This window comes from Rhizobacter sp. SG703, assembly GCF_012275445.1.
Lineage (GTDB): Bacteria > Pseudomonadota > Gammaproteobacteria > Burkholderiales > Burkholderiaceae_C > Rhizobacter.
The window spans coordinates 127,027-153,647 of sequence record NZ_JAAZQK010000001.1; the positions used below are offsets into that span (position 1 = coordinate 127,027).

23 protein-coding genes and 1 pseudogene are annotated in these 26,621 nt (G+C 68.9%); 21 read left to right on the forward strand and 3 right to left on the reverse strand.

The window, feature by feature from the left end; all coding sequences use genetic code 11:
- Window positions 1-14 precede the first annotated feature (14 nt).
- From FHT26_RS00515 to FHT26_RS00535, 5 genes and pseudogenes are all read left to right on the forward strand, one after another.
- Complete coding sequence (locus tag FHT26_RS00515; RefSeq protein WP_168558257.1) at window positions 15-1,649, forward strand: eCIS core domain-containing protein; 1,635 nt, start codon at window positions 15-17, stop codon at window positions 1,647-1,649.
- A 967-nt stretch (window positions 1,650-2,616) separates the two neighbouring features.
- Window positions 2,617-2,712, forward strand: a pseudogene (locus FHT26_RS29610) (glutathione S-transferase family protein); the annotation flags it as partial.
- Between the two features lie 175 nt (window positions 2,713-2,887).
- Entirely contained in the window at window positions 2,888-3,178 is a 291-nt protein-coding gene (locus FHT26_RS29615; RefSeq protein ID WP_349238055.1) for a glutathione binding-like protein, read from the forward strand.
- A gap of 256 nt (window positions 3,179-3,434) precedes the next feature.
- Window positions 3,435-4,655, forward strand: coding sequence for a hypothetical protein (locus FHT26_RS00530; RefSeq protein WP_168558259.1), 1,221 nt, complete (start codon window positions 3,435-3,437; stop codon window positions 4,653-4,655).
- Window positions 4,656-4,734: 79 nt separating this feature from the next.
- Window positions 4,735-6,546 carry an RICIN domain-containing protein gene (locus tag FHT26_RS00535; protein WP_168558260.1) on the forward strand — a complete coding sequence of 604 codons (1,812 nt, stop codon included), beginning with the start codon at window positions 4,735-4,737 and terminating at the stop codon, window positions 6,544-6,546.
- A 42-nt stretch (window positions 6,547-6,588) separates the two neighbouring features.
- Here the strand turns inward: FHT26_RS00535 and FHT26_RS00540 are convergent, their stop codons facing one another.
- Window positions 6,589-7,626: a hypothetical protein gene (locus FHT26_RS00540; RefSeq protein WP_168558261.1), complete on the reverse strand. Its 1,038-nt coding sequence runs from the start codon at window positions 7,624-7,626 to the stop codon at window positions 6,589-6,591.
- 196 nt (window positions 7,627-7,822) lie between these two features.
- Here FHT26_RS00540 and FHT26_RS00545 point away from each other — a divergent pair, with 196 nt between their 5' ends.
- The 11 genes from FHT26_RS00545 (at window position 7,823) to FHT26_RS00595 (ending at window position 20,364) form a co-directional block, all read left to right on the forward strand.
- Window positions 7,823-9,388 (forward strand): ABC transporter substrate-binding protein, encoded by a 1,566-nt coding sequence (locus tag FHT26_RS00545; RefSeq protein WP_349238078.1) that lies wholly within the window; start codon window positions 7,823-7,825, stop codon window positions 9,386-9,388.
- Window positions 9,389-9,421: 33 nt separating this feature from the next.
- Complete coding sequence (locus tag FHT26_RS00550; RefSeq protein ID WP_168558262.1) at window positions 9,422-10,399, forward strand: ABC transporter permease; 978 nt, start codon at window positions 9,422-9,424, stop codon at window positions 10,397-10,399.
- Entirely contained in the window at window positions 10,396-11,316 is a 921-nt protein-coding gene (locus FHT26_RS00555; RefSeq protein ID WP_168558263.1) for an ABC transporter permease, read from the forward strand. Before FHT26_RS00550 ends, FHT26_RS00555 begins: the two co-directional genes overlap by 4 nt.
- A gap of 2 nt (window positions 11,317-11,318) precedes the next feature.
- The gene (locus tag FHT26_RS00560) at window positions 11,319-12,272 is read left to right on the forward strand and encodes an ABC transporter ATP-binding protein (protein ID WP_168558264.1); all 954 of its coding nucleotides are present in this window, start codon (window positions 11,319-11,321) and stop codon (window positions 12,270-12,272) included.
- Window positions 12,272-13,333, forward strand: a complete 1,062-nt coding sequence (locus FHT26_RS00565; protein WP_168558667.1) for an ABC transporter ATP-binding protein — start codon at window positions 12,272-12,274, stop codon at window positions 13,331-13,333. Before FHT26_RS00560 ends, FHT26_RS00565 begins: the two co-directional genes overlap by 1 nt.
- Window positions 13,334-13,346: 13 nt before the next feature.
- Window positions 13,347-14,552: a M20 aminoacylase family protein gene (locus tag FHT26_RS00570; RefSeq protein WP_168558265.1), complete on the forward strand. Its 1,206-nt coding sequence runs from the start codon at window positions 13,347-13,349 to the stop codon at window positions 14,550-14,552.
- Window positions 14,553-14,705: 153 nt separating this feature from the next.
- Window positions 14,706-15,215 (forward strand): hypothetical protein, encoded by a 510-nt coding sequence (locus FHT26_RS00575; protein WP_168558266.1) that lies wholly within the window; start codon window positions 14,706-14,708, stop codon window positions 15,213-15,215.
- A gap of 18 nt (window positions 15,216-15,233) precedes the next feature.
- A complete protein-coding gene (locus FHT26_RS00580) occupies window positions 15,234-15,560 on the forward strand; it encodes a hypothetical protein (protein WP_168558267.1) in 327 nt (108 codons plus the stop codon).
- 18 nt (window positions 15,561-15,578) lie between these two features.
- Window positions 15,579-16,274, forward strand: a complete 696-nt coding sequence (locus FHT26_RS00585; RefSeq protein WP_168558268.1) for a peptidoglycan-binding domain-containing protein — start codon at window positions 15,579-15,581, stop codon at window positions 16,272-16,274.
- Window positions 16,275-16,343: 69 nt separating this feature from the next.
- Window positions 16,344-18,740 (forward strand): hypothetical protein, encoded by a 2,397-nt coding sequence (locus FHT26_RS00590; protein WP_168558269.1) that lies wholly within the window; start codon window positions 16,344-16,346, stop codon window positions 18,738-18,740.
- A gap of 16 nt (window positions 18,741-18,756) precedes the next feature.
- Entirely contained in the window at window positions 18,757-20,364 is a 1,608-nt protein-coding gene (locus FHT26_RS00595; RefSeq protein WP_168558270.1) for an esterase/lipase family protein, read from the forward strand.
- On the opposite strand, the gene FHT26_RS00600 is transcribed toward FHT26_RS00595, so the two are convergent.
- Window positions 20,361-21,083 carry an O-methyltransferase gene (locus FHT26_RS00600; RefSeq protein WP_168558271.1) on the reverse strand — a complete coding sequence of 241 codons (723 nt, stop codon included), beginning with the start codon at window positions 21,081-21,083 and terminating at the stop codon, window positions 20,361-20,363. The genes FHT26_RS00595 and FHT26_RS00600 overlap by 4 nt on opposite strands.
- A 134-nt stretch (window positions 21,084-21,217) precedes the next feature.
- On the opposite strand from FHT26_RS00600, the gene FHT26_RS00605 reads away from it, so the two are divergent.
- Entirely contained in the window at window positions 21,218-22,009 is a 792-nt protein-coding gene (locus tag FHT26_RS00605) for an AraC family transcriptional regulator (RefSeq protein WP_168558272.1), read from the forward strand.
- 58 nt (window positions 22,010-22,067) lie between these two features.
- Here the strand turns inward: FHT26_RS00605 and FHT26_RS00610 are convergent, their stop codons facing one another.
- Entirely contained in the window at window positions 22,068-22,976 is a 909-nt protein-coding gene (locus FHT26_RS00610; protein ID WP_168558273.1) for a LysR family transcriptional regulator, read from the reverse strand.
- Window positions 22,977-23,099: 123 nt separating this feature from the next.
- Here FHT26_RS00610 and FHT26_RS00615 point away from each other — a divergent pair, with 123 nt between their 5' ends.
- The 4 genes from FHT26_RS00615 to FHT26_RS00630 all read left to right on the forward strand — a co-directional run bounded on the left by FHT26_RS00615 (window position 23,100) and on the right by FHT26_RS00630 (window position 26,617).
- Window positions 23,100-23,984: a helix-turn-helix transcriptional regulator gene (locus tag FHT26_RS00615; protein WP_168558274.1), complete on the forward strand. Its 885-nt coding sequence runs from the start codon at window positions 23,100-23,102 to the stop codon at window positions 23,982-23,984.
- 32 nt (window positions 23,985-24,016) lie between these two features.
- Window positions 24,017-24,658 (forward strand): glutathione S-transferase family protein, encoded by a 642-nt coding sequence (locus FHT26_RS00620; RefSeq protein ID WP_168558275.1) that lies wholly within the window; start codon window positions 24,017-24,019, stop codon window positions 24,656-24,658.
- Window positions 24,659-24,759: 101 nt separating this feature from the next.
- A complete protein-coding gene (locus tag FHT26_RS00625) occupies window positions 24,760-25,929 on the forward strand; it encodes an epoxide hydrolase family protein (RefSeq protein ID WP_168558276.1) in 1,170 nt (389 codons plus the stop codon).
- Window positions 25,910-26,617 carry a helix-turn-helix domain-containing protein gene (locus FHT26_RS00630; protein WP_168558277.1) on the forward strand — a complete coding sequence of 236 codons (708 nt, stop codon included), beginning with the start codon at window positions 25,910-25,912 and terminating at the stop codon, window positions 26,615-26,617. Before FHT26_RS00625 ends, FHT26_RS00630 begins: the two co-directional genes overlap by 20 nt.
- Window positions 26,618-26,621 lie beyond the last annotated feature (4 nt).

Below are 26,621 nucleotides of genomic sequence, written 5' to 3' on the forward strand. Positions count from 1 at the left end.
GCAGTGCCGACGCGATGGCCGCGCGCACGGTGTCGGGCATGCCGGTTCCACCGGCCGGCAGCACCTCTGCAATCGTTGCCGAACCCGGGGCGCGCGCCCCCGACAGCGTGGCCGACACGCTGCGCCAGGCGGGTACGCCGCTGGACGGCGGCGTGCGCGCCGACATGGAGCAGCGGTTCGGACGCGATCTGGGCGCGGTGCGCCTGCACCACGGTCCGCAGGCGCAGCGGTCGGCTCGGGACGTCGCCGCCCGCGCCTACACCGTCGGCTCGGACATCGTCTTCGCCGCCGGCGCATATGCCCCCGCAACGCCCACCGGCAAGCAATTGCTGGCCCACGAACTGGCGCACGCCACGCAGCCGGACGCCGGCGGGGTGTTGCGACGCACGCCGGCGGCTCCGACCAAGGGCACCGACAAAGTCCCCTTCGATCGCAGCGTGGTCGACGTCGGCGCGATCCCGGACATCGATGCCTCGCCGCCGGCTACCGGTGGCGCGGCGGTGATCGCGCAGTCCGTCAGCGTGAGGTTCTCCGATCCAGACATCGTGAGCCTGGCCTGGGAGTTCTACGACCCGTTCGATGCCATGCTGCCCGGAGGGTTCGCGACGGCGGAGAAGGATGCCAACGCCACCACGGCCCCGTTCCTGATCCAGAACAAGGCGCCCAGCCCGTGGACGCCGGTGGCAGGGCGCCACCTGGTGCGCTGCATCGGGCGCAACAAGGCGGGCGAAGGCGTGGCCTATGCCGACCGGACCTTCTACCTGTGGACGACCAAGCCGAGCGGCAAGCCGCCCGACATCGCGGCGCTCACCGCCGAGAAGAAAAAGCTGGAGGCGATCGTCAAGAAGGGCTCGGGAAAGTCCTTCGGCGAGGTCGGTGCCGCGACGACGCGGCTGAAGGACGTGACGCACGAGCTGGCCATCCTGGAGACCGGCACCGGCGTCTACGTCGGCAACCAGTGCGCGGTGGCGCCCGCCGGCGCGACGCCTACGGACTGCACCACCATCGTCCTGGAGGTGCTGGGAAACGTGTTTGCGCAGCAGGGGCGCGCGGCCGACTGGGACAAGGTGAAGAAGCAGTACGCGTTGAACACCACGGCGCGTGGCGGCACCGGGCTGTCCGGGCTCGATGTGCAGGCGGCGTTGCAGTCGGAGGCGGGCTGGAAGGGGGTTTTCTGGGCGCCCGACCCGGCGTACCAGATCCCCAAGGCGGAGCTGGACCACGCCCGGTCTGACGAAGCGAACTACACCTCGGGCGTCGCGCAGTCGGACAAGACCTACTACAAGGGCTACAACCAGCACCCTGCCTATCCGGGCGTCAGCGTCGATCAGCGGGTGATCAATTACGCGCCGGAGAAGCCGACCGATCCCGCCGCGCCGGCGAGCAAGGCCACGGTGGACACCACGCAGCTCGCGAAGCTGAAGAAGCTGCCATTCGGCGTGCTGTCGGCTCACGGCGGGCAGCACATGACCCTCATCACCTACGGCAAGGTGGTCGAGGTGCACTGGGACAAGGCCGCGACCGACGCCGCATTGATCGAGCAGACGGATCTGGAGAACTGGGCCGTCGGTCCGCGCAGCGGCTACCACTACTACGCGAGCGGCGCCATCGTCGCGCCGGCGGCGGACATTGCCGCGGCGTTCAAGTGACGGCAGGCCCCAGGAAGGGCCCGATGGCGCTTCCTCGATGGTGCCGCCTTCTCGGCGGACGCCGGAACGTGTCGCAAGCTGCCAAGGGTAAACGTCAACTCGATCGGATCGGCACCAAACCCGAGGGTTGCCGCATCGAACGGCGGTGCCTCGAAACTTGGACTGGGCGCGTTCCAACTTCCGATCCACGACATGCTGTCAAGCCGCACCCGACGCACACGCCCGTTGCCCGATGGTGCCGACCTGGCGCGAAGCCTGCACGTCCGCCCCGGGGTGGGGATCGCGGCCCACGTGCTGCAGGGGCAGGGCCTGAAGATCCTGCGCATGCGCGTGGACCAGCCCGCGCTGATCCTCGTCGGCCGAGGCATCAAGGCCATTCGCACGGAACGCGGAGCCTCCGTCACGGCCCTGCCGGGGCAGGCCGTGGTGCTCGGCGGCAACCAGACCGTCGACTTCACGAACTCGGTGCCCGACGGCACGCACTATGAAGCGCGCTGGCTGCTGTTCGATGACGCGCTGCTGGCCGATGCCCATTACCTGGGCCTCGCGTCGCAGGTTGCATCGCGGGACAAGCCGACGGCGTCGGTGCAGCTGCTGCGGCGGGTGCCGGCGAACCTGGCCGACGCGTTCGAGCGGACCGGCCAGGCATTGGCGCTGGGCGACAAGTTGCCCGGCGCGGTGGCGCGCCTGCGCGTGCTCGAGGTGATGCACTGGCTGCTGGAAGACGGCATCGTGCTGCGCAGCGCGCCGGCCGATCCCGGCGTCTCGATCCAGCTGCGTGCGTTGATCGCCGGCCGCCTCGACGAGGCCTGGCCGGCGGGCAGGGTGGCTGGCGACATGGCGCTGTCCGAGGCCACGCTGCGCCGGCGCCTCGCCGCCGAGGGCACGTCGCTGACCGATCTGCCTCGGCCATTCCCAATCCGAACGCATCGTCTGGCTCTGCGAAGAACTGGGCCTGCCGTACGAGCTGCGGCGCTATGCCCGCGAGCCGGTCTCGCTGCTGTCGCCACCGGAGCTGAAGGCGTTGCATCCGCTCGGCTCGGCGCCGCTGATCCAGGACGGCGCGCTGTGGCTGGCCGAATCGGCGGCCATCGTCGAATACCTGATCGTCAGGCACGGCGGTGGCCGCTTCAAGCCCGGGCCGGCGCATCCCGACTTCGCGTCCTTCCTGTACTGGTTCCATTTCGCCAACGGCAACCTGCAGCCGGCGATGGTGCGCATGATTCTTCCTGCGCCGCGTGAACCTCCCCGCGGACAATCCCGTGCTGGTGGCGCTGCAGGGGCGGCTGGCCCGGATCTTCGCGCTGGTGGAAGCCCGGCTCGGCGACGCGCCGTGGTTCGCGGGCAGCGAATTCACCGCGGCCGACATCATGAGCGTGGTCTCGCTCACGACGATGCGCCTCTTTCAGCCGGTCGATCTGGCGCCTTTCCCGAACATCCGGGCGTGCCTGCAGCGCGTCGGCGAGCGGCCGGCCTACCGGCGCGCGATGGCCCATGCTGATCCGGACCTGACGCCGATGCTGGACTGAAGGGTCCCTCGCGCGCCCGACAGCACGCACGCGTTGCAGGATTTTCGGCAGCCAGGAATACGTTTTTTGCTGATGGACGAACCTTCGGCCCTGCATAGACTCGTTCGGCGCGGCGCCTGCCTGCGCACCGCTCCCACGACGTTGGAGGTCTCGCATGAATCGAGTCGGAATTTGCCCGCGCGAACCTGCTCAGACGCAAACCGGATCGGCCAGGCCGACATGGGCGGGCCGGTCGGGCGTCGATGCCAGTCCGAGGATGACCGCCCAGCGCGCGCAGATCGCCTCGATGTTCGGCTCGTCTGCCTGGACGGGGCCTTCGAGCGCGCCGCCGATCCAGCGCCAGCTGAAGCTCGGCGATACGGTCATCGACAACGAGTATGAGTTGTCCCTCGAACGGGCGAGGGAGCTTCTCGAGCAAAACGAGGGAAACGAGACTTCGGACTTCAAGAGGCTCCAGGACATCGTGCTCGCGCTGGCCTTCCCCGAACAAATGCGCGTTCGTTTGGATGAAGGCGGCCTGGCGCTGGACGAGGCAGTGCATCGGGCCCACATTGCCTTGATGCTGCAGCGCTCGATCCCGCAAGTCGAGAAACCGCAGGGACCGTTCGCCGAAAAGCAGCCTGTCGACTCGGGGCCATCGCAGGCCACGACGCCGGATCCGGAGCCGAAGGTCGTTGCTCCGAAGTTCGATGTGCTGAGGGTCAGCGGGGACAACAAGGGACGTGTCACGTCAGCACTTGATGGCTGGCTCGACTATGCCCGGCAGTCGTTGACGGTGTCGACAAAGGTGTTCGAGGCGGTGCAGGGCGAAGGAAGAAGTCTCGGGCTCGTCGACTACGACGACAAGAAGCCGGGGTATTACGAAGAAAGCAATGTCGACTACAGGAGGAAGTACAAGTCGAGCAAGCTGGCGGCCGAGCAACTGGGTGGGGCGACAACCGAGATCGACAAGCTGTCCAGGGGCATCAAGGGAAGCAGTGACGCCACGCTTGGAAACTATTTCTATGCCAGTTTCAATGGCGTGGTCGAAGGGGTGGCGGAAACCATTGCAGGAACGGCTTACGTCTCCAACATCGCGACCCATCCGTACAACATCGTGCCGCCGAACGATGGCTATCTGCGCGTGGCGGGGGCTGCGAAGTCGCTCATCGCGACGATCATGGTGCAGCAGGTCGAAGGTGATGCGCTTGACGATCCCGACTTCGAGTACGACGAACCCGAACTCTATGCATTGAACAACAAGGTCAAGCAGATCTACGACCATTTCGGGTTCAAGGTCGACGGCGTCAACGGGCCTGTCGACCGCCCCAGGGGCCCGAAGTTCGACGAGAAAAAGCACAGCAACCCCAAGACCGAATGGCACCAGGTGGGCTCGATGAAGATGAGCGAAGCAGACGCCAGGATCTTTGTCCGGAAAGTGGCTGCCGACGGCTACATCACCCTGAGTCCGGAGGTCAGCCGCTGGCTGGACGCGTGAAACTCGACCACGCCGATCCACGAATTCGCCGGCTCGCCCTTGTGGGCCACGAAGGCCTTGTCGGCATGCAGTCCATCCCGTGGTCTCGATCGGCAAAACGAATTGTCACGATCCGTCGCGTGGTCGTCATGAGTCGGTCAAGCCATCGATTTTTGCTGCCCTAGCATCGGCCCGCGGACAAATCTGTCGGCCTCGTTCACTTCTTCTTCGGGATGGCCTCATGACTACATCCAGCGTATCGGGTGCGCTCGGTCTGTTGATTGCATCGTTCGTTTCATTCGCCGATCCGGCGTCTGCAGCGGCTGTGGCGGGCGACGTCGGCGGACCGCTGAAGGACGTCCATTCCGGTCTTTGCATGGGCATCAAGGGAAGCAGCACGGCATCCGGCGCATTGATCCAGGCGCAACACTGCGACCAGAGCGCGTTCCAGACCTGGAAGCTGGTGCGCGACAGCGCGGGCTACGCCCAGGTCGTGAATGCCGGCAGCGGCATGTGCCTGGACGTTCCCGGTGCCACGAAGGAGCGGGGCGCCAATCTCCAGCAATGGGGATGCGGCAGCGGCGACCACCAGAAGTGGAACCTCTCCGACCAGGGGAACGGGCAGGTGGCGTTGATCTCGAAGGCCAACGGCCTGGCCGTCGACGTGTATGGCGCCGGCACCGTCAATGGCACCCGCATCATCCAGTGGACCTGGTCGGGCGCCACCCACCAGCGCTGGACATTGCCGTCGGCCACCCCCGTGGCCGATGGCGGCCCCGTCGGGTTCGGTCGCACGGTCACCGGAGGCGCCGGCGGCCAGCGCGTGCGGGTCAGCACGGCCGATGCGCTCGAGAAAGCGCTGTGCAGCAGCAGTTCCGGCGCCGGCTGCACCGACACCACGCCGCGCATCATCGAGGTCTCGGGCGTCATCGACTTCACCGGCACCGAAGGATCCGCCACCGGCATCGGTTGCTACACCAGCGTGTGTCCCGCGCCGATGCGCAGCGAGCGCATCCTGGACCCCAACATGAGCGCGCAATGCGCCGGCAAGCCGCAGATCGACATCAGCTACGACAAGGCAGGGTCGATGCCCTTGCTGGTCGGCTCGAACAAGACGGTGATCGGCATCGGCGCAAGCTCGGGCATCAAGGGTCGCGGGCTCCGGCTGCGGGGCGGCGTCAGCAACATCGCGATCCGCAACCTGGCGATCTCGGACATCAATGCCGGCATCGTCTGGGGCGGCGATGCCATCACGCTGGACGACACCGATCGCGTCTGGATCGACCACAACTACTTCTCGCGCATCGGCCGGCAGATGATCGTCGCGGGCTGGGGCAAGGCGTCGAACGTCACCATCTCGAACAACGAGTTCGACGGGCGCAGCGACTTCTCCGTCACCTGCAATGGCGCGCACTACTGGAACCTGCTGCTGATCGGCGCCAACGACAGCATGACGATCGTCGGCAACTGGCTGCACCACTTCTCCGGGCGTGCGCCGAAGATCGGCACCGAGCACGGCAACTCGACCGTCCAGCTGGTCAACAACTATTTCGAAGACGGCCCCGGGCACGCGCTCGCCACCGCGGCACCGGCCCGGGTGCTGGCCGAAGGGAACTACTTCAAGACCGTGACGACGCCGATCAGCAACGACAAGGGCGCCGGCTACGTCTTTGCCGTGCTGGGGTCGCCGACGGCGGCTGCCGACAGCAGCTGCCGGGCCGCGCTGCAGCGCCACTGTGCCGGCAACGTCGTGGAGCCGGCCCCGCAGACCAACCGGTTCACGCAGGATTCCGCGGTGCTGGACACCTTCAAGGCGGTGCCCGGCGCGAACCAGGTCGATCCCTATCCCGCGGCCGACGTACCGGCCCGTGTGCGGGCCACGGCGGGACCGCGCGCTTCGGTGGTGCAGTGACGCGGGGGCGGTCGTCGGCGGGCACCCCGCTGCCCGGACCGCTCACACCCGCGAGCGCAGCGCCCCGGCGTTCGGCGGGATGTCCTTCGGGTAGGTGAACGGCGTGAACGGCACGCCCCAGTTGACGGCCATGTCCATCACCTCGTGGAAGCGGTGCACCCAGGTCGACGAGGTCGGGTAGCACTGGTTCCAGAACGCGAAGATGCCCCAGGCCAGCGCCTCGTACTCCTGCGCCGAGGCGCCGGCCCATTCGGCCATCCGCATCAGCCGCCCGGTCGTCAGCGACGGCCCGGCCCACAGCGGGATGCCCTGCACCCGCGCCGCCATCACGAAGCCGCTGTGCTCCTTCAGCGTGTAGCGGTCGGGGTCGCTTTCGTCGCCCTTGTAGCGGAAGGCCTCGGTGCCTTCGATGCGGCGGCGGCCGTACTCCGGCTTGCCGAAATCGTTGATGCTGAACCAGGTGCCGTACAGCTTGTCGCCGGGCACCTTCACGATGTCGGCCTGCTTCTTCTTCATCAGGTCGGACACGTCGTGCAGCGTGACGACCAGGTCCTGGAAATAGTAGGCATCGGGTGCCTGCAGCACCCGCGCGAGGTTCGCCCCCGGCTTCCTGAACAGCGGCTGGTAGGGTCCGGCGCCGCAGGTCTTCTCGTCCAGCAGTGTCTTCAGCGCCGCAGAGCCGGCCGGGCCGCGGATCTTCAGCCGCAGCTTGTCGACCAGCGCGGCCAGGTGGGCCGCGATGTAGCGCGAGTTGACCGTGTCGCGTGCCAGCCGGGTCTCGGTGCCGTCGAGCGCTTCGCTGGCCAGGAACTCGCCCATCACCGCGCGCGCGATGTTGGTGTAGTCGCCGAAGGCCAGCAGGTGGCGCTGCTGGCCCGCCGCCTTGCGCGCATCCCAGTCGGTCGGCGTGTCGCCCGGCAGCGCGGTGATCCAGGTTTTCAGGATCGGGATGATGTCGCGCTTCGCATGGATGAAGAAGACCTTGAAGCCGCCCGAGACGTTGTCGCGGATCGCGGCGTAGGCTTCTTCGGCATCGGTGAACTGGAGAGTCTGGCCATCGGCCCCGCGAAACTTCAGCATCCAAGGCTCCTCGATTCATCAAGGGGGAGGGAAGGTGTCGGTTGCCACCTGGTTCGCTTCTTGCTAACTTCTTTGCTGCCACCTTCGTCGAACAACTTGAACTGCCGGGCGCTTCGTGGCGCCCGCTTCATTTTCACCCGAACCGCAGAGCAAACACATGCCAGCATGCATTCCGTTGGGACCCGTCGCTCGCTTCCTGTTGTCCGGCGCGGCGGTCGTCGCCGGCGTCTCGTGGTCCGGCATCGTGCAGGCACGCGACCTGGTGGTGGCGCTGAAGACCGAGCCCACGTCGATGGACCCGCAGTACCACGCGCTGACGCCGAACATCCAGCTGTCGCAGACGCTGTTCGAGCCGCTGGTCTGCGTCGATGCCGACCTGAAGCCCGAGCCCTGCCTGGCCGAATCCTGGAAGGCCGACGGCAAGGTCTGGACCTTCAAGCTGCGGCCGAACGTCAAGTTCTCCGACGGCAGCCCGATGACCTCGGCCGACGTGCTGTTCACGATGGACCGCGTGCCGAAGGTGCCGAACAGCCCGTCGTCCTTCAAGGTCTACCTGCAGAAGGTCGAGAAGATCGAGGCCCCCGATCCGCTGACGGTGCGCATCACCACCACCGAGCCGTACCCGCTGCTGGCGATCAACATGGTGGGGCTGCCGATCATGTCGGCCAAGGCCGCCGCCGGCGCTGCCCCTGAAGGCAAGACCACCACCGAGCTGAACGCCGGCAGCGGCCTGGTCGGCACCGGCCCGTACAAGTTCGTCTCGTGGAAGCGCGGCTCGGAGGTCGTCTTCGAACGCAACCCGCACTACTGGGGCAAGGCACCCGCGTGGGACAAGGTCATCTACCGGCCGATCAGCAACCCGGCCGCGCGCGTCGCGGCGCTGCTGGCGGGCGATGTCGACCTGGCCGAAGACCCGCCGACCGACGACCTGGAACGCCTGCGCAAGGAACCGAAGCTGACGGTGGAGACCAAGGCGTCGAACCGCGTCATCTACGTGGCGCTCGACCAGAACGGCGAGGCCACGCCCGGCATCACCGGTGCGGCGCCCGGCAAGAACCCGCTGCTCGACAAACGCGTGCGCGAGGCGATGTCGCTTGCGATCGACCGCACGGCGCTGGTCTCGCGCACGATGGGCGGCGTCGCGACGCCGGCCGCGCAGCTGCTGCCGTACCCGATGTTCGGCGCGAGCAAGAACCTCGTGAACGCTGCGAAGCCCGATCCCGAGAAGGCCAAGGCGCTGTTGAAAGAAGCCGGCTACCCCGACGGCTTCACGCTGGTGCTGGGCACGCCGAACGGCCGCTACATCAACGACAGCAAGGTGGCGCAGACGCTGGCCGCGATGTGGACGCGCATCGGCGTGAAGACCTCGATCGACGCCAACGCGCCGGCGGTGTTCTTCAAGAACCGCGACAGCTACGCCTACAGCGCCTACCTGGCGGGCTGGGGCACCGCGACGGGGGAGATGTCCAACACGCTGATCGCACTGCTGGTCACGCCGGACAAGGACAAGGGGCTGGGCACCACCAACCGGGCCCGCTATTCGAACCCGGCGATGGACAAGCTGGTGGCCGAGGCGTCGTCGCAGATGGACGACGCCGCGCGCGCCGCGACGCTCGCGAAGGCCAGCGAACTGGCGATGGCCGATTTCGCGATGCTGCCGATCCACTTCGAGCATTCGGTGTGGGCGATGAAGAAGAACGTCAGCTTCAAGGGCCGCGCCGACCAGCAGACGATGGTCCAGTACGCCGTGCCGGTGAAGTAGGCCGGCGACGGCGCAGTCCCCGAACCCACCGCGATGTCGGCTTTCATCATCCGGCGCCTGCTCCAGGCGGTGCTCGTCATGACCGTCATGTCGGGCCTGGTCTTCATCGGCCTGTACGTGGTCGGCGACCCGGTGTCGATGATGGCCAGCGCCGAGGCCACCGAGCAGGACCGCGCCGAGATCCGCGCCAGCTTCGGCCTCGACAAGCCGCTGTGGCAGCAGTACGGCATCTTCATGTCGCATGCGCTGCGGCTCGATTTCGGCAAGAGCTTCCTGACCGGGCAGTCGGCAATGGGGCTGATCCTGGAGCGCATGCCGGCCACGCTGGAACTCGCGCTGGTGTCGATGGGGCTGGCGGTGCTCGTGGGCATCCCGCTCGGCATCTGGGCCGGCCTGCGGCCTCAGGCCTACAGCACGCGCGGCATCATGGCCGGCTCGGTGCTGGGCTTCTCGCTGCCGAACTTCTGGGTCGGGCTGATGCTGATCATGGTGTTCGCGGTGCAGTTCGGCTGGCTGCCGGCCAGCGGGCGCGGCGCCACGGGGCACATCGGTGCGCTCGACCTGAGCGTGCTGACGCTCGACGGCTGGTCGCACCTGCTGCTGCCGGCCGTGACGATCGCGCTCGCGAAGGCCGCGCTGATCATCCGCGTCACGCGCGCCGCCACGCGCGAGGCGCTGCCGATGGACTACATCAAGTTCGCGCGCGCCAAGGGGCTGCGCTGGAGCCGCATCCTGCGCGTGCACCTGCTGAAGAACATCATGGTGCCGATCGTCACGGTCGGCGGGCTCGAATTCGGCCAGGTGGTGGCCTTCGCGGTCGTCACCGAAACGATCTTCGCGTGGCCCGGCATGGGCAAGCTGCTGCTCGATTCGATCATCACGCTCGACCGGCCGGTGGTCGTCGCCTACCTGATCCTGATCGTGTTCTTCCTGGTGATGCTGAACCTGGTGGTGGACGTGCTCTATTCGGTGCTCGACCCGCGCGTGCGGCTGCAAGGGGCGACCGCATGACGGACGACGCGCTGCTGGAAGTCGCGCCGCCGTTGCCGCCGCCCGAGACGCCTTGGCAGCGCCTGCGCCGCGAGTTCCTGGCCGACCGGCTGGCGGTGTTCGGCCTTGCGTTGCTGGTGCTCGCGCTGCTGGCCGCGGTGTTCGCGCCGTGGATCTCGCCGCAGAACCCGTACGACATCGGCAAGCTCGACATCTTCGACTCGAAGCTGCCGCCCGGCAGCCGCGACGCCGCCGGCACAATGACCTACTGGCTCGGCACCGACGGCCAGGCGCGCGACCTGCTGTCGGCCATCCTCCACGGGATGCGCACCAGCCTGCTGGTCGGCGGCGTCTCGGTGGCGGCGGCGCTCGCGATCGGCAGCGCGGTCGGGCTGGCCGCGGCCTGGTTCGGCGGCTGGATCGACGCGCTGCTGATGCGCATCGTCGACATCCAGCTGTCGTTCCCGGCGATCCTGGTCGCGCTGATCCTGCTGGCCATCCTCGGCAAGGGCGTCGACAAGGTGATCCTCGCGCTCGTCATCGTGCAGTGGGCCTACTTCGCGCGGGCCGCGCGCGGCGCCGCGCTGGTCGAGCGCGCGAAGGAATACATCGAGGCCGCGCAATGCCTGTCGCTCGGCTGGCCGCGCCTGCTGTTCCGCCACATGCTCCCCAACTGCCTGCCGCCGCTGATCGTGATCGCCACCATCGACCTGGCGCATGCCATTGCGCTGGAATCGACGCTGTCCTTCCTCGGCGTCGGCGTGCCGGTGACCGAGCCGTCGCTCGGCATGCTGATCGCCAACGGCTACGAATTCCTGCTGTCGGGCAACTACTGGATCTCGTTCTTCCCCGGCATCGCGCTGGCGCTGGCGATCGTCGGCATCAACCTGGTGGGCGACCACCTGCGCGACATCCTGAACCCCCGCAACGCGCATTGACGATGGCTGTCCTCGACGTCCAGGGCCTGCAGACCCATTTCTTCACGCACGGCGGCGTCGTGAAGGCGGTCGACGGCGTCGACCTGCGCGTCGAGGCCGGCGAGATCCTCGGGCTGGTCGGCGAATCGGGGTCGGGCAAGAGCATCACCGGCTTCTCGGTGATCGGGCTGATCGATCCGCCCGGGCGCATCGTCGGCGGCCACATCCGCTACCTCGGCGAAGACCTGGTGGGGGCGCCGGAGCGCCGGCTGCGGGCGCTGCGCGGCAAGGAGATCGCGATGATCTTCCAGGATCCGATGATGACGCTGAACCCGGTGCTGCGCGTCGACACGCAGATGGTCGAGGCGATCCACGCGCACGAGAAGGCGACCGCGAAGGCCGCGCTCGCGCGGGCCCGCGATGCGCTCGCGATGGTCGGCATCCCGTCGCCCGACGAACGGCTGCGCGCCTACCCGCACCAGCTGTCGGGCGGCATGCGCCAGCGGGTGGCGATCGCGATCGGGCTGCTGAACCACCCGCGGCTGCTGATCGCCGACGAGCCGACCACCGCGCTCGACGTCACGATCCAGGCGCAGATCCTGCACGAGGTGCAGAAGCTGTGCCGCGAGACCGGCACCGCGATGATCTGGATCACGCACGACCTGGCGGTGGTGTCGGGCCTGGCCGACCGCATCGCGGTGATGTATGCCGGGCGCATCGTCGAAAGCGGTGCGACGGCCGCCGTGATCGGCAGCCCGTCGCACCCGTACACGCTGGGGCTGATCGATTCGATCCCGACGCGGGCGACGCACGGCACGCTGCTGCGGCAGATTCCCGGCATGACGCCGTCGCTGCTGAACCTGCCGCCCGGCTGCGCGTTCCGGCCCCGCTGCGGCCGGGCGAGCGACGAATGCCTGATGGTGCCGCAGGCCGCGCCTGGCCCGGCGGGCAAGGTGGTGCGATGCTGGAACAGCTGATGACCGAGACCGCGCCGGTGAATGCCACCCCATCGACCGCCCCGCCTGCCGCCACGCCGCTGCTGCAGCTGCGCGGCGTCTCGAAGCGCTTCGTGCAGGACATCGACCTGGCCGCGCGCATCGCGAACCTGCTGGGTGCGGGCCACCGCGCGTCGGTGGTGCACGCGGTGGCCGACGTCGACCTCGAGATCCTGCCCGGCGAAGTGATCGGCGTGGTCGGCGAATCGGGCTGCGGCAAGTCGACGCTCGGCCGCGTGATCGCCGGCATCACGCCGCCGACCGACGGCAGCGTCAGCTTCCTCGGCAAGCCGGTGGCCGCGATGGACGCGGCCGAGCGCCGCGCCTGGGGGCTGGGCGTGCAGATGATCTTCCAGAACCCGATGGCCTCGCTGAACCCGCGCCTGCGGGTGCTGGACATCGTCGGCGAAGCGCCGGTGGTGCACGGGCTGGTGAAGGCGGCGCAGAAGGCAGTCTACGTCGAGGCGTTGCTGCACCAGGTGGGACTGGACCCCGCATACGCGCAGCGCTACCCGCACCAGTTCTCGGGCGGGCAGCGGCAGCGCATCGGCATCGCCCGCGCGCTGGCACTGAAGCCGCGGCTGATCGTCTGCGACGAGGCGGTGGCGGCGCTCGACGTGTCGATCCAGGCCCAGGTGCTGAACCTGTTCCTGTCGTTGCGGCGCGAACTGGCGCTGACCTACCTGTTCATCAGCCACAACCTCGGCGTGGTCGGGCATGTGTCGGACCGGGTGGTGGTCATGTACCTGGGCCGCATCGTCGAGGTGGCGCCGACCGCGACCCTCTTCAGCGCGCCCCGCCATCCCTACACGCGGGCGCTGCTGTCGGAGCTGCCGACGCTGGAACGCACGCGCCGCACGTACCTGCCGATCCAGGGCGAACTGCCGTCGCCGCTCGCGCCGCCGCCGGGCTGTGCCTTCCATCCACGCTGCCCGCAGGCGATGCCGCGCTGCAAGGTGGAAGCGCCGGTGTTGCGCAGCCTGCGGCCCGGCCACGCCAGCGCGTGCCACCTGGACGACCCCGTGACCTTGCCCACGACCTGAAGGATCGGACCCCATGACGCTCATCGCCGAGATCGAAGACCAGCACGCCGAGTTCACCGCGCTGCGCCGCGACATCCACGCGCACCCGGAGCTCGCGTTCCACGAGACCCGCACCTCGAACCTAGTGGCCGAGCGGCTGGCCGCCTGGGGCGTCGAAGTGCACCGCGGCCTCGGCAAGACCGGCGTGGTGGGCGTGCTGCACGGCGCGCGCGGCCCCGGCGAGCGCGCGATCGGGCTGCGCGCCGACATGGATGCGCTGCCGATGCCGGAGCACAACCGCTTCCTGCATGCGTCGACCGCGCCGGGCCGCATGCACGGCTGCGGGCACGACGGGCACACCGCGATGCTGCTGGGTGCGGCGCACTACCTGTCGACGCACCGCGATTTCGAAGGCACGGTGAACTTCATCTTCCAGCCGGCGGAGGAGGGCGGCAACGCCGGCGCGAAGGCGATGATGGACGACGGGCTGTTCGACCGCTTCCCGTGCGAGGAGATCTACGGCATCCACAACATGCCGGGCTTCGAGGCCGGGCACTTTGCGTTCCGCAAGGGGCCGACGATGGCGTCGAGCAACCGCTTCGACATCGTCGTGCGAGGCACCGGCGGGCATGCGGCGCAACCGCACAAGGCCGTCGACACGATCGTCATCGCGGCCGAGATGGTGGGCGCATTGCAGACGCTGATCTCGCGCCACAAGAACCCGATCGACGTCGCGGTGGTGAGCGTGACGCAGATCCATGCCGGCGATGCCTACAACGTGCTGCCGGGCGAGGCGGTGATCCGCGGCACCGTGCGCACCTTCAGCACCGAGGTGCTGGACGAGATCGAGGCCAACATGCGCCGCATCGCCGAGCTGCTGCCGCAGGTGCACGGCGGCAGCGGCGAGCTGAAGTTCCACCGTGCCTACCCGCCGCTGGTGAACTGGGATGCGCAGACCGATTTCGCGATGAAGGTGGCGCAGGACACCTTCGGCGCCGACAAGGTCGACGGCAACACGCCGCAGCACGGCGGTGCCGAAGACTTCTCGTTCTACCTGCAGAAGGTGCCGGGCACGTACCTCTTCGTCGGCAACGGCGGGGGCGGGCATCGCGAAGCCACGTACCACGGCATGGGGCCGTGCGAGCTGCACAACCCGAATTACGACTTCAACGATGCGTTGCTGCCGGTGGGGGCGACGTATTGGGTGCGGCTGGTGGAGGCGTTTTTCGCGCGGGGGTGAGTCCGGTCCTGCGACCTCAAGGGCACGCCCCGAGGGCGGATACCGGAGTGCGCAGCGCGAAGGTATGCCCCGCCGCTCCCCAACCCTGGGGATGCGCACCCGCACGGCCTTGCCTAGGATCCCGACAACGAGATCTTCCAGGGAGGGCAGACGATGCAAACCACGCGCCTGGGCGCTCGCTGGCCGAGACTGTTCGCGGCCGCGGTGCTGGCCTGTGTGTTGGCCGGCATGCTGGCCGCGTGCTCGGGCGTCAAGCTCGTCGCCGACCATGATGCCGAGGCCGCCAGGTCGATCACCGACACCTCGGCCGAGGTCTTCGCCTTCTACGATCGCCTGATCGAAGCCAAGGCCCGGGCCAGGAGCCAGAAGCTCGCCTACAGCGGCTTCAACGAGGACTGGGGGAAGATCGAGACCCGGCTGCGGGTGTTGATGGTCCGCGAGGAATCCCGCCCGCTGAACAGCGAATCCCAGCGGATTGCCGGCACGATCCTCGAGTTCTGGCAGAAGTACCGCGAGGCGCATCGCAAGAACGACGACTACGCCGCGGCTCTGCTGCCGATCCACCGGGACCGCTTTCAGCGTCTGTTCACCGCCGCGCTGCTGGCCGAGAAGGCCAAGCGCCTGGCCGACCCGGACAGCAATCCGAAACTCGACGGCAATTGAGGCCGAGGAGACCCGTCCATGAGCATCGACATCGGGGCCATCCTGGAAGGCGCGGTGGGGGCGGCCGCCGGTGCGGTCCGCGAGACGGCGCCCCAGGTGGAAGACTTCCTGCGCGAGATCGGCCACGGCCATGAAGCCGCCATCCTGGCCGTCGCCGAGGCATTTGCCGTCGGCGACATCGACGAGGACACCTTCGAGTCCGAGATGGACGACGAAGCGAAGACGCTCGAAGCGGAATTGCAGGCGGTGGCCGTGCTCACCAAGGCAATCGCCCAGCGTGCGATCAATGCGTTCCAGCGCGCCCTGGTCGACGGCGTCAAGGCCGCGATCGCCACCGTGGTTTGAACGACAGGAGACGCGACGATGGCAACGGGCAACGAACTGCTGGCACTGGCGGCGCGCCATGTCGGCGAAGCGTATGTGCTGGGCGCGAAGGTGCCGAAGGACAACCCGGGCTGGGCCGGCCCGTGGGACTGCGCCGAGTTCGCGTCGTGGTGCCTGTTCCAGGCGAGCGGCCGCCTGTTCGGCTGCGACCAGGACCGCGATCCGGCGACGGCCGACGCCTACACCGGCTACTGGCGCCGCGACGCCGAGGCCACCGGGCGCGGCACGGCGCTGGTGGTGGCGAAGTCGATCCCCGGCGCGTTCCTGCTGCGCTTTCCGGCCAGCAACCTGATCGGCCACATCGCGATCTCCGACGGCACCGGCGGCACGGTGGAGGCCCATTCCAGCAAGACCGGCGTGATCCGCGGCCAGGTCGATGGCCGGCGTTGGGACATCGGCGTGCTGCCGCCGATGCTGCAGTACGACGAGCCGGACCTGATGCGCCCCGCGCAGCCGCCTGGCCTGGTGCTGCGGCTGAAGCAGCCGCCGATGAAGGGCGCGCTGGTCGAGCGGCTGCAGCGACGGCTGGCCGAACGCGGCTTCTCGCCGGGCGACATCGACGGCAGCTTCGGCCCGCACACGGCGGCGGCGGTGCATGCCTTCCAGTTGACGCAAGGGATGGTGGCCGACGGCGAGGCCGGGCGGCAGACACTGCAGGCGCTCGGACTGGCGTGACGCGGGCGCGAGCCGCTCGCAACGGAGGACGCCTTGTCACACGTGCGAATCGCAATCGGGGTCGCCGTCATGTGGCTGGCGACGGCGGGCCTGCAAGCCGATGCGCAGGAAGTTCCGCAGCCGGCCAGCGCGCCGGCGCAGGCACGCATGGGGATCGGGCAGCCGGTCGCCGTCGTCGCCGCGAACGGCAATGACGCCGTCGTGCGCGTCGTGCTGCGCGACACCGACGCGGAGCCGTCGAGCGCGGACCTGTCGACCGGGCTCCTGGTCGCAGCCGGCCAGCCGGGCCTGGTCGTCCGGCCCGAGGTCGCGCTGCTCGACAAGGAGCGGGTCAAGGACACCCGCAGCGACTACGCCGTGACGCTGCGCGTGACGGGCCTCTTCGCGTTCGGCGAGAGCAGCGCCCCGTTGTTCTACAAGGGACGCCAGGTCGAGGTGCTCCGCTTCTCGAAGGCGGGGCTGGTGCTCCGGGCCGCGAATCCGTCGCCGCACGTCGCGCGGCAGGACCAGGGCCTGACGCTGTCGCTCGATAACCCGTCGGGCTTCGAGTACCGGACGGTCCGGGTGCGCCTGCGGGTGGCCGACAAGGATGCCTGCCATCTCCGAACCGACGTCTTTCCCGGCGCCGGGCATGCGGGCGCGGCACCGGTGCCGGACGCCGTGTCCGCGCCTGCATCGTCGCCCGCCCGCAACGAGGACTGCAATTCCCACCTCGCGTGGAACAGCTTCTCGGTGCCGCGCTACGCCGCGATCACGCTGCGGTTGATCGATCCGCCGGCTGAATGGTTCGTCGACCCGGCGACCGGGTTCGCGCGCAGCGCCCGGCGCAGCGGCCTGCTGACGCTGCGTTTCGAGGGCGACGCGGGCGGCCTGATCCACGAGCAGAACCTGCCGATCGAGCTGCAGCTCGAGCCGTCGACCTGGTCGCTCTCGAAGACCCTGGCGCGGGTCGGAGGCCTGTTGCTGGCCGGTGCGCTGCTGTCGTTGTTCCTGCACGTCTCGGTGCCGAACATCAAGCGCAAGAACCTGTTGAAGGACCAGCTGTCGGAAGCCGCCAAGCTCACCGGCACGATCTCGAGCGAGGTCGACAGCACGCTGCGGGTGCTGCTGCGCGTCGAGCGGCTGGCGCTCGACGAACTGCGGCAGTCCGAATGGCCGATCAGCCCGAGCTATGCCCAGTGCGCCCGCCGGGTCGAGCAGGCGTTGCCCACGCTCAAACGCCGCATCGATGCCGTGCGGCGGCTCGACGCGACGCTGATCCGCCTGAAGCTGGCCACCACGCAGAACCCGGCGCCGACGCGCATCGAGCAGGTCGAGACGCACATCGCCTCCGCGTCCGAGGTGCTGAAGCAGGACAGCCTGTCCGACGAGGAATGGGTCTTCGTCAACCAGCGCCTGGAGGCCGCGCAGAAGCTGCTGAGGGAGCCGACGCAGGCCGAGAAGGAAGCTTTCGAAGCGCTGCTGTCGGGGCGGTGGAAGGCGATCAAGGCGCATTTCCGCATCGACGACCGGGGGACATTCCAGCTGTCGAACAACCTGAAGGGGCCGATGTCGGCCTGCGTTCCGGACCCACGCCTGTTGCCCGCCGCGGACGACCACGACGGCATCCAGTGGATCCGGGACGTCGGCCCGACACGCGCCGACCTGCAGCTCTATGCGTTGAACCTGCTGTGGGAATTCGAGTTCCTGCTGCCGACCCAGGCGAACGATCACTGGATCGACCAGCAGAAGGAACTGGCCGACCTGCTGGCGACGCCGGTGCTGGACAACCTTCGCCAGGCCAGGTCCTTGCTGCGCGAACTGGCCGAGAACGTCTCGGAAGCGAAGGTCATCGAAGCGCTGCGGGCCGGCATGGCCGACATCACGATGGATCCGGCGATTCCGCGCCCGAACCAGCGCATCCGCTTCAGCGTCCGGTTCCGCGATGCGCGGTTCAACACCGCGGCGGCCCGCGAGCGGGTGACCTGCCACTGGACCTTCTGCGACCGGCGGCGGTGGAACCTGGCGCGGGCCGTCTGGGGCCAGCTGCACCGGTTCGGCGGCTGGGTGGTGGGCATCGAGGCGCCGGTGCCGGAGAAGCCGCTCGGCGAGCAGGGCTGGTCGGTCCACCACTACTTCGAACGCGACATCAAGCGCAGCGACATCTCGGTCGCGTTCAGCGATTCGGGCGGCAGGTTCATCGCGCTTCCACCCGGCGCGACGGCAGCCGACCTGGTCTGGTACCGCCAGTCCGAGCCGGTCTACCGCAGTCGCCGGTCGCGCGAAGGCTCGCAGCGTTTCTGGATCGAGATGCTGCAGATCGGTGCGGCCTTGCTGGTGCCGTTGGCGACGCTCGCGTCGCAGACCGTCAGCGACGCCAGCACCGGCGGGAGCTGGTGGCAGCTCGTCGTCATCGGATTTGCGTCCGACACGATCAAGAGCATCCTCGTCGGCCGGCAGGATCCGCCGGCCGGGACACCCGCGTGAGTCCAAGGAGCCGGGCATGAGTCTGCACCCCATCGTCTACATCCGCGGCTATGCGATGACCGAAGCGGAGCGCAATGAAACGGCCGCAGACCCGTTCTGCGGGTTCAACGTCGGCTCGACCGTCTACCGGGCCACGCCGGACAAGACCGCCCGCGCCGACAAGTTCGTCTTCGAATCGCCGGTGCTGCGCCTGGTCACCGACTACGGCTACCGCCACGTCTACCAGAACGGCGCGGACATCCTCGACCCCGACTGGGCACCGGCGCCCGGGCCGAACGGCGAGAAGCGAGAGGGCATTCCCGCGCAATCGGTGGTCGTCTACCGCTACTACGACGACGGATCGGGCGTGCTCGGCGACGGCAAGGCCAAGAGCATCGAGGCCTACGCGCAAGGCCTGAGCGACCTGATCCTGCGCATCAAGGCCCTGGTGGGCGCCTGGCGCAACGCCGATGGCACGACCCCCGATCCGGACAGGTTCCGCTGCTACCTGGTGGCGCATTCGATGGGGGGCCTGGTGGCGCGGGCATTCCTGCAGAACCCGAAGCTGGGGCACCCCGACGCGCGGCGCAGCGTCGACAAGCTGTTCACCTTCGCGACGCCGCACAACGGCATCGACGTCGGCGGCATCAACGTGCCGTCGTGGCTGTCGGCCGCCGAATCGAACACCTTCAACCGCGAGCGCATGGCCGACTTCCTGGACATGGCGGACATCGCGAAGGCCAATGGCGATCGGGTCGACTTCATCCCCGAGGACGTGCTGGGCGCCGACCGGATCTTCTGCATGGTGGGCACCAACCGCGGCGACTACGAGGTGGCCCAGGGTGTCGTGCGGGCCTTCGTGGGCCACGGCAGCGACGGGCTGGTGCGCATTGCCAACGCGTCGTTGTGGGGGGTGGACCGCACCACGCTGCGGCCGACGCGGCCGGTCGCCACGGCGTACGCCTACCGCTCGCATTCGGGGCACTTCGGGATCGTCAATTCCGAAGAGGCCTTCCAGAACCTCGTGCGCTTTCTCTTCGGCGACCTCCGGGTCGACATCTGGGTGGACATCGAGGCGTTGAGGCTGCCGGCCGCGCTGGAGGACCAGGCCGGAAAGGTCGATGCGCTGTACCAGTTCGAGCTGCTGGCGGCGGCGCGCGGCAAGCGCTGGTTCCTGAGCCGCAGGGTGGCCGAGGAGGACTCTCCGGCGTGCCGCACGCAGCGCCAGCTGGTGGCCCCCGAACGGCCGGAGGATGCGTCGATCTACATGTCGACGGTCTTCCTGTCGAACCGCGCGCGGGTCAACACGGACCGCCCCTCGCTGGCCTATGCGATGACGTTCGCGGCCCGGGTGCCCGACTACCAGGTCGAGAAGCGCTTCTGGCCCGACCAGCACTACGAAGGGGGCAACCTGTTTCGCGACACCGCGATCATCGAGATGACGCCGCCGCAGGCGCCCGGTGACGAATGGGCGGTGAAATACAACTGGCTCAGCAAGTCGGACGGCGTTGCCACGAAGAAGCTCAGGTATTCGGAGCTGGTCGGCAACGCGGTGAAGATCGAGATCCCGTTCGACAACCCGAAGAAGCCGGGCATCACCGGAAAGATCAGGCTCGTCGTCCGCCCGTGGAACACGGGGTCTTAGATGGCCGCGACCCGCGTGAACACGCTGAACTCGTTGCCCCGCCCCTCGCTGATCGGGATCGGCTGCGAGAGGTAGCCGTTCGCTGGGTCGCGCACGTAGGCCAGGTATTCGTTGTCGTGGTCGAAGGCGTTCTCCGCCAGGATGGGCGTGCCGGTCTTCAGGTGCGGTTCGAGCAGCTTCAGCACCGGCAGGTACAAGCTGAACGCGCCGTCGAGCAGCACCAGGTCGACCTTGCCGCCGTCCTCGCTGCCGAGGCCTGCCAGCGTGTCGCGTGCATCGCCCACGCGGATCTCGACCAGGTCGGCCAGTCCCGCTGCGTCGAGGTTGGCACGTGCGCGTGCGGCCTTGCCGGGCTCCAGCTCGGTGCCGATCAGCTGGCCGCCACCCATGTCGCGCAGCGCCGCGGCCAGGTGGATCGTCGAGATGCCCATCGACGTCCCGAACTCGACGATCCTCGTCGCGCCGCGCGCCCGGGCGCATTGGTAGAGGAAGCGGCCGTACTCCGGCGCCACGTTCAGGTAGTTGTCGGCGTAGCCGCGGTAGAAGCCGCGCAGGTCGCGGCGTTCTTCGGCGACATGGTGGGCGATGGTGTCCGCGATCAGCTGCTCGGGTTGCTCGGCGTCGGCAAACTGCGCCATCAAGGGCCGGTCGGCCTGCTCCGCTTCGGTGAACAGTTGCGCCAAGGTCCGCGCAACGCGGCCGGTGCTCAATGAATCCATGGTCTCGTGTGCTCCAGAGTGTGTCGGCGCATCGTAGGCAGGGAAGCTGGCGGGCGCATTGGGCGGCAATGCCAGAATCTTCGGAGATCCTGCCAATCGCGACGGCAACACCGCGCCACCGAGTCCGACACCCCATGCCCCTGCTGAGTGAGCTTGCCGCCGATTGGGCGGATCCCGATCTCGTGCCGCGCCCGGTGCTGAGCATCGGCGGCGTGGCCGAGCACCCCGGCCAGCGGCGCAAGATCGATTTCCACAGCCACCGAAAGGGCGAGCTGCTGTTGCTGATGCGCGGCGTGCTGACCTGCGAGGTGGAAGGCAGTTTCTGGCTCGTGCCGCCGCAGGGTGCGATCTGGATCCCGGGCGGCATGTCGCACAAGGTGACCGGTGCCGGCGGGATGGAGGGCTACGTCGTCTTCATCGACCCGGCGGCCGCGTCGAACCTGCCGTCGCACTGCTGCGCGCTGTCGACGACGCCGCTGCTGCGCGAGCTGGTGATCCGCGCCTCGACGCTGCCGACGCTCTATGCGGAGCAGGGCATGGACGCGCGCGTGACCGCGCTGCTGGTGGATGAACTCGCTGCGACGCCGACCGGGCACCTGCGCCTGCCGATGCCGGCGGACGCCCGCCTGCGCAGGATCGTCGAGATGATCATCGACGACCCGGCCGACCGCACCACGATGCAGGGCTGGGCGCGGCGGGCCGGCCTGAGCGAGCGGACGATGGCGCGCCTGCTCGCCAACGAAACCGGCATGAGCTTCGGCCGCTGGCGCCAGCAGCTGCACCTGATGCTGGCGGTGAAATGGCTGGGCACCGGCGCGTCGGTCCAGCAGGTCGCCGACGGGCTCGGCTACGAAAGCCCGGGCAGCTTCGTGACGATGTTCCGCAAGGCGATGGGGACCACGCCGGGGCGCTACATCGCGCAGTGAGCCGGGGTCGCCAGGTCGCCTTCACTCGATGTGCCTGCCCCCCACGGAGGTCCGCCGATCAGGCCGATGGATGGAGCGCCGGATCGGCGCGCAGTCCCTCGATCAGCAGGTCGAGCAGCGCCCGGACCTTCGCGTTCGGGCGCCGGCCCTGCCGATGCAGCACGTGGATCGGGACCGGCCCGGTCTCGTAGGCCGTGAGGATCAGTTGCAGCCGGCCGTCGCGCAGCGGCTCGCGCACCTGGTACGACATCAGGCGCGCGATGCCGAGGCCGGCGGCCGCGGCCGTGATGGCTGCGTCGTTGGACGTCGTCATCAGCGTCGGGCGCAGGTCGCAGGCCAGCGTGTCGTCGCCGTCGGCGAAGCGCCAGCGCGTGGTCGCGGTCAGGCCGGTCGAAGAGATGACGGTGTGGTCCGCCAGCTCGCGCGGGTGCTGCGGCATGCCGCGGCGCGCGAGGTACGCCGGCGACGCGCACAGCACGCGGCGGATCGTGCCCACACGCACCGCCTGCAGCGACGAATCGGGCAGCTCGCCCAGGCGCACCGCCACGTCGACGGCCTCGTCGTCCAGGTTGACCACGCGGTCGACGAACAGGCACGCCGCCTGGGTGTCCGGGTAGCGGCCCAGGTAGTCGGCCACCAGCGGGGTGACGTACAGGTTGCCGAACATCGCCGGGGCGGTGATCGTCACGCGGCCGCGCGGCGTGCCGTGCACGCCGGTCACCGCGCTGTCGGCGTCGTCCAGCTCCGAGAGCAGGCGCCGGCCGTCCTCCAGGTAGGTCGCGCCGGCATCGGTCAGACGCACGACCCGCGTCGTTCGCGTGAACAGCGGAACGCCCAGGTGGTTCTCCAGGTCGGCGACGGCCCGCGTCACGCTGGCCGGCGAGAGGTCGAGCTTGCGCGAGGCGCCTGCGAAACCGCCGGTCTCGGCCACCGCGACGAAGACGCGAATTGAATGCAGCTGGTCCATCGCGCCAAGCATAAACATCAACTCGATCGGATCGGCACCGAAGCCGAAGGGTGCCGCACCGAACCGTGCCGCGTCGGACCCTAGACTGGATGCGTTCCAACTTCCGTTCCACCGGTCCACCACATGCTTTCAAGCCCGACCCGCGGCACGCGCCCGTTGCCCGACGGCGCCGACCTGGCGCGCAGCCTGCACGTCCGCCCCGGCGTGGGGATCGCCGCCCATGTGATGCAAGGGCAGGGCCTGAAGATCCTGCGCATGCGCGTGGACCAGCCCGCACTGATCCTCGTCGACCGCGGCGTCAAGGCCATCCGCACCGAGCGGGGCGCCGGCGTCGAGGCCGTTCCGGGGCAGGCCGTGGTTCTCGGCGGCCACCAGACCGTCGACTTCACGAACTCGGTGCCCGACGGCACGCACTATGAAGCGCGCTGGCTGCTGTTCGATGACGCGCTGCTGGCCGATGCCCATTACCTGGGCCTCGCGTCGCAGGTTGCATCGCGGGACAGGCCGACGGCGTCGGTGCAGCTGCTGCGGCGGGTGCCGGCGAACCTGGCCGACGCGTTCGAGCGGGCCGGCCAGGCATTGGCGCTGGGCGACAAGTTGCCCGGCGCGGTGGTGCGCCTGCGCGTGCTCGAGGTGATGCACTGGCTGCTGGAAGACGGCATCGTGCTGCGCAGCGCGCCGGCCGATCCCGGCGTCTCGATCCAGCTGCGTGCGTTGATCGCCGGCCGCCTCGACGAGGCCTGGCCGGCAGGCAGGGTGGCCGCCGGAATGGCGCTGTCCGAGGCCACGCTGCGCCGGCGCCTCGCCGCCGAAGGCACGTCGCTGACCGACCTGCTGGCCGACGCCCGCATGGCCACCGCACTGACGATGCTGCAGGCCACGACGCAGTCCGTCGCGCAGATCGCGCTCGCGGTCGGCTACGAATCCCCCTCCCGCTTCGCGGTGCGTTTCAGGCACCGCTTCGGCTTCGCGCCGACGGCCGTGCGCGGCCACGACCGCGCGGGCTGAAGCCTCCATCCCCCCAACGTCCATCGACGCCCATGATCACGATCCACCACCTCGGCCATTCCCAATCCGAACGCATCGTCTGGCTCTGCGAAGAACTGGGCCTGCCGTACGAGCTGCGGCGCTACGCCCGCGATCCGGTGTCGCTGCTGTCGCCGCCCGAACTGAAGGCGCTGCATCCGCTCGGCTCGGCGCCGCTGATCCAGGACGGCGCGCTGTGGCTGGCCGAATCGGCGGCCATCGTCGAATACCTGATCGTCCAGCACGGCGGCGGCCGCTTCAAGCCCGGGCCGGCGCATCCCGACTTCGCGTCCTTCCTCTACTGGTTCCATTTCGCCAACGGCAACCTGCAGCCGGCGATGGTGCGCATGATCTTCCTGCGCCGCGTGAACCTCCCGGCGGACCACCCGGTGCTGCTGGCGCTGCAGGGGCGGCTGGCGCGGATCTTCGCGCTGGTGGAGGTCCGGCTCGGGGAGGCGCCCTGGTTCGCGGGCAGCGAGTTCAGCGCGGCCGACATCATGAGCGTGGTCTCGCTGACCACGATGCGCCTCTTCCAGCCGGTCGATCTCGCGCCGTTCCCGAACATCCGAAGCTACCTGCAGCGCATCGGCGAGCGGCCGGCCTATCGGCGCGCGATGGCCCACGGGGATCCGGACCTGACGCCGATGCTGGACTGAAGCGTCCCGCCCGCGGGCCCGGGTGTCGGATTTCTACAAGATCGGAATGCGCCTTTGCGGGACAGTGAAGCCCTCACCACCGATCACTGCCAGGAGCCACGATGAACACGACCATCCGCCCGTTTCGCATCGACATCCCGCAAGCACAGATCGCCGACCTGCGGCAGCGCCTTGCCGCCACGCGCTGGCCGCAGCCGGTGGACCCCGGCTTCGGGCAAGGCCAGGCCTTGTCGCTGGTGCGCGAGCTCGCCGCCTACTGGGCCGACGGGTTCGACTGGCGTGCCCAGGAGGCGCTGCTGAACCGCCATCCGCAGTTCGTGACCGAGATCGACGGCCAGACCATCCATTTCATCCACGTGAAGTCGAAGGAGGCCGATGCGTTCCCGTTGATCCTGACGCACGGCTGGCCCAGTTCTCCGGCCGAGTACCTGGACCTGATCGGGCCGCTCACCGACCCCCGCGGCCACGGCCTCGGTGCCTCGCCGGCCTTCGACCTGGTGATCCCCTCGGTGCCGGGCATGGGGCTGTCGTCGCCGCTGACCGCCACCGGCTGGGATGCAGCCCGCTGCGCGGCGGCCTGGGACACGCTGATGAAGCGGCTCGGCTACACCCGCTATGGCGCGCAAGGCGGCGATGCGGGCGCGCTGATCGCGCGCGAGCTGGGCATCCTCGCGCCCGACGGCCTGGCCGGCGTCCACGTGCAGCAGATCTTCGCGTTCCCGCAGGGCACCCCCGGCGAGATGGACGCGTTGTCTGCGTTCGAGATGGACGGCTTCAAGAACCTCGACTACTTCCGCAAGTACGCCGGCTATGTCGACATCCAGTCCAAGCGCCCCGGCACGCTGGGCTACGGGCTGGTCGACTCTCCGGTCGCGCTGCTGGCGTGGAATGCCGAGCTGTTCTTCGGCTTCGAAGGCGAGCGCGCCGCGGAGGTCGACCGCGATCGCTTCCTCACGCACCTGTCGCTCTACTGGTTCACCGGCACCGGCGGCCAGGCCGCGGCGTTCTACCTGGCCAACGCGGCCAGCGGCGCAGGCTATCGCGAGCTGCCGAACCCCACGCCGACCGCGGTGGCGGTGTTCCCGAACGACTTCCGCTCGGTCCGGTCCTTCGCGGCGCGCTCGCACACCCGGCTGGTACAGTGGTCCGAGATGCCGCGTGGCGGCCACTTCGCGAACGAAACCGACCCCCGACTCGTCGCCGACGAGCTGCGCCGCTTCTTCGGCGGGCTGCAGGCGCAACAGGGCTCCGATGGAAGGACCGATCACTGAGGAACAGCGCGCGGCGGACTCGCCCCTGGTGGCGAAGGTCCGCCACGCCCGCTACGACGCGGATGCACGCGACATGGCCGTGCCCGACGGCTCGTGGGACCTGCTGTTCCTGCGCCGCGCCGGCGGCCCGCCGATCGTCATCCAGACGGGGCAGATCGCGGCACCGCTGGCCGTGGACGGGCAGGCCGGCGACGAGATGCTGACGATCGCCTTCAAGCCCGAGGTCTACATGCCCCGCCTGCCGGGGCGACTGACGTTCAACCAGGGTGTCGCGTGCCCGGTCGAGGACGATCGCCGTTTCTGGATCGGCCCGGAACGCTTCGAGATCCCGAGTTTCGACAACGTCGAACACCTCGTGGCGGCGTTGGCGCGCAAAGGCCTGCTGGAGCGCGATCCGGTGGTCTCGCGCGCGCTGCAGGGCGTGCGGCAGCGGCTCGACGAGCGCAGCATCCAACGTCACTTTGCCGAGGTCACCGGCCTCGGCCTGAAGGTCTTCCAGCAGATCGCCCGGGCCCACGAGGCGGCGCGGCTGCTGCGCGAGGGCCAGGCGCCATCGCAGGTCGCCGCCGGGCTGGGGTTTGCCGACCAGGCGCACCTGACCCATTCGCTCAGGCGGTTCCTTGGCCAGACACCGCGACAGGTGGCGACCCGCGTTGTTCCATCCAACGCCGATGCCGGGTCGAGCTGAAGCG

Excerpts from the sequence above, each read along its gene's own strand:
- FHT26_RS00515 (WP_168558257.1), top strand. The coding sequence starts at position 15 with ATGGCCGCGCGCACGGTGTCGGGCATGCCGGTTCCACCGGCCGGCAGC.
- FHT26_RS00530 (WP_168558259.1), top strand. The coding sequence starts at position 3,435 with ATGACCGCCCAGCGCGCGCAGATCGCCTCGATGTTCGGCTCGTCTGCC.
- FHT26_RS00540 (WP_168558261.1), bottom strand. The coding sequence starts at position 7,626 with ATGCTGAAGTTTCGCGGGGCCGATGGCCAGACTCTCCAGTTCACCGAT.
- FHT26_RS00550 (WP_168558262.1), top strand. The coding sequence starts at position 9,422 with ATGTCGGCTTTCATCATCCGGCGCCTGCTCCAGGCGGTGCTCGTCATG.
- FHT26_RS00555 (WP_168558263.1), top strand. The coding sequence starts at position 10,396 with ATGACGGACGACGCGCTGCTGGAAGTCGCGCCGCCGTTGCCGCCGCCC.
- FHT26_RS00560 (WP_168558264.1), top strand. The coding sequence starts at position 11,319 with ATGGCTGTCCTCGACGTCCAGGGCCTGCAGACCCATTTCTTCACGCAC.
- FHT26_RS00565 (WP_168558667.1), top strand. The coding sequence starts at position 12,272 with ATGACCGAGACCGCGCCGGTGAATGCCACCCCATCGACCGCCCCGCCT.
- FHT26_RS00570 (WP_168558265.1), top strand. The coding sequence starts at position 13,347 with ATGACGCTCATCGCCGAGATCGAAGACCAGCACGCCGAGTTCACCGCG.
- FHT26_RS00575 (WP_168558266.1), top strand. The coding sequence starts at position 14,706 with ATGCAAACCACGCGCCTGGGCGCTCGCTGGCCGAGACTGTTCGCGGCC.
- FHT26_RS00580 (WP_168558267.1), top strand. The coding sequence starts at position 15,234 with ATGAGCATCGACATCGGGGCCATCCTGGAAGGCGCGGTGGGGGCGGCC.
- FHT26_RS00585 (WP_168558268.1), top strand. The coding sequence starts at position 15,579 with ATGGCAACGGGCAACGAACTGCTGGCACTGGCGGCGCGCCATGTCGGC.
- FHT26_RS00590 (WP_168558269.1), top strand. The coding sequence starts at position 16,344 with ATGTGGCTGGCGACGGCGGGCCTGCAAGCCGATGCGCAGGAAGTTCCG.
- FHT26_RS00595 (WP_168558270.1), top strand. The coding sequence starts at position 18,757 with ATGAGTCTGCACCCCATCGTCTACATCCGCGGCTATGCGATGACCGAA.
- FHT26_RS00600 (WP_168558271.1), bottom strand. The coding sequence starts at position 21,083 with ATGGATTCATTGAGCACCGGCCGCGTTGCGCGGACCTTGGCGCAACTG.
- FHT26_RS00605 (WP_168558272.1), top strand. The coding sequence starts at position 21,218 with ATGCCCCTGCTGAGTGAGCTTGCCGCCGATTGGGCGGATCCCGATCTC.
- FHT26_RS00610 (WP_168558273.1), bottom strand. The coding sequence starts at position 22,976 with ATGGACCAGCTGCATTCAATTCGCGTCTTCGTCGCGGTGGCCGAGACC.
- FHT26_RS00615 (WP_168558274.1), top strand. The coding sequence starts at position 23,100 with ATGCTTTCAAGCCCGACCCGCGGCACGCGCCCGTTGCCCGACGGCGCC.
- FHT26_RS00620 (WP_168558275.1), top strand. The coding sequence starts at position 24,017 with ATGATCACGATCCACCACCTCGGCCATTCCCAATCCGAACGCATCGTC.
- FHT26_RS00625 (WP_168558276.1), top strand. The coding sequence starts at position 24,760 with ATGAACACGACCATCCGCCCGTTTCGCATCGACATCCCGCAAGCACAG.
- FHT26_RS00630 (WP_168558277.1), top strand. The coding sequence starts at position 25,910 with ATGGAAGGACCGATCACTGAGGAACAGCGCGCGGCGGACTCGCCCCTG.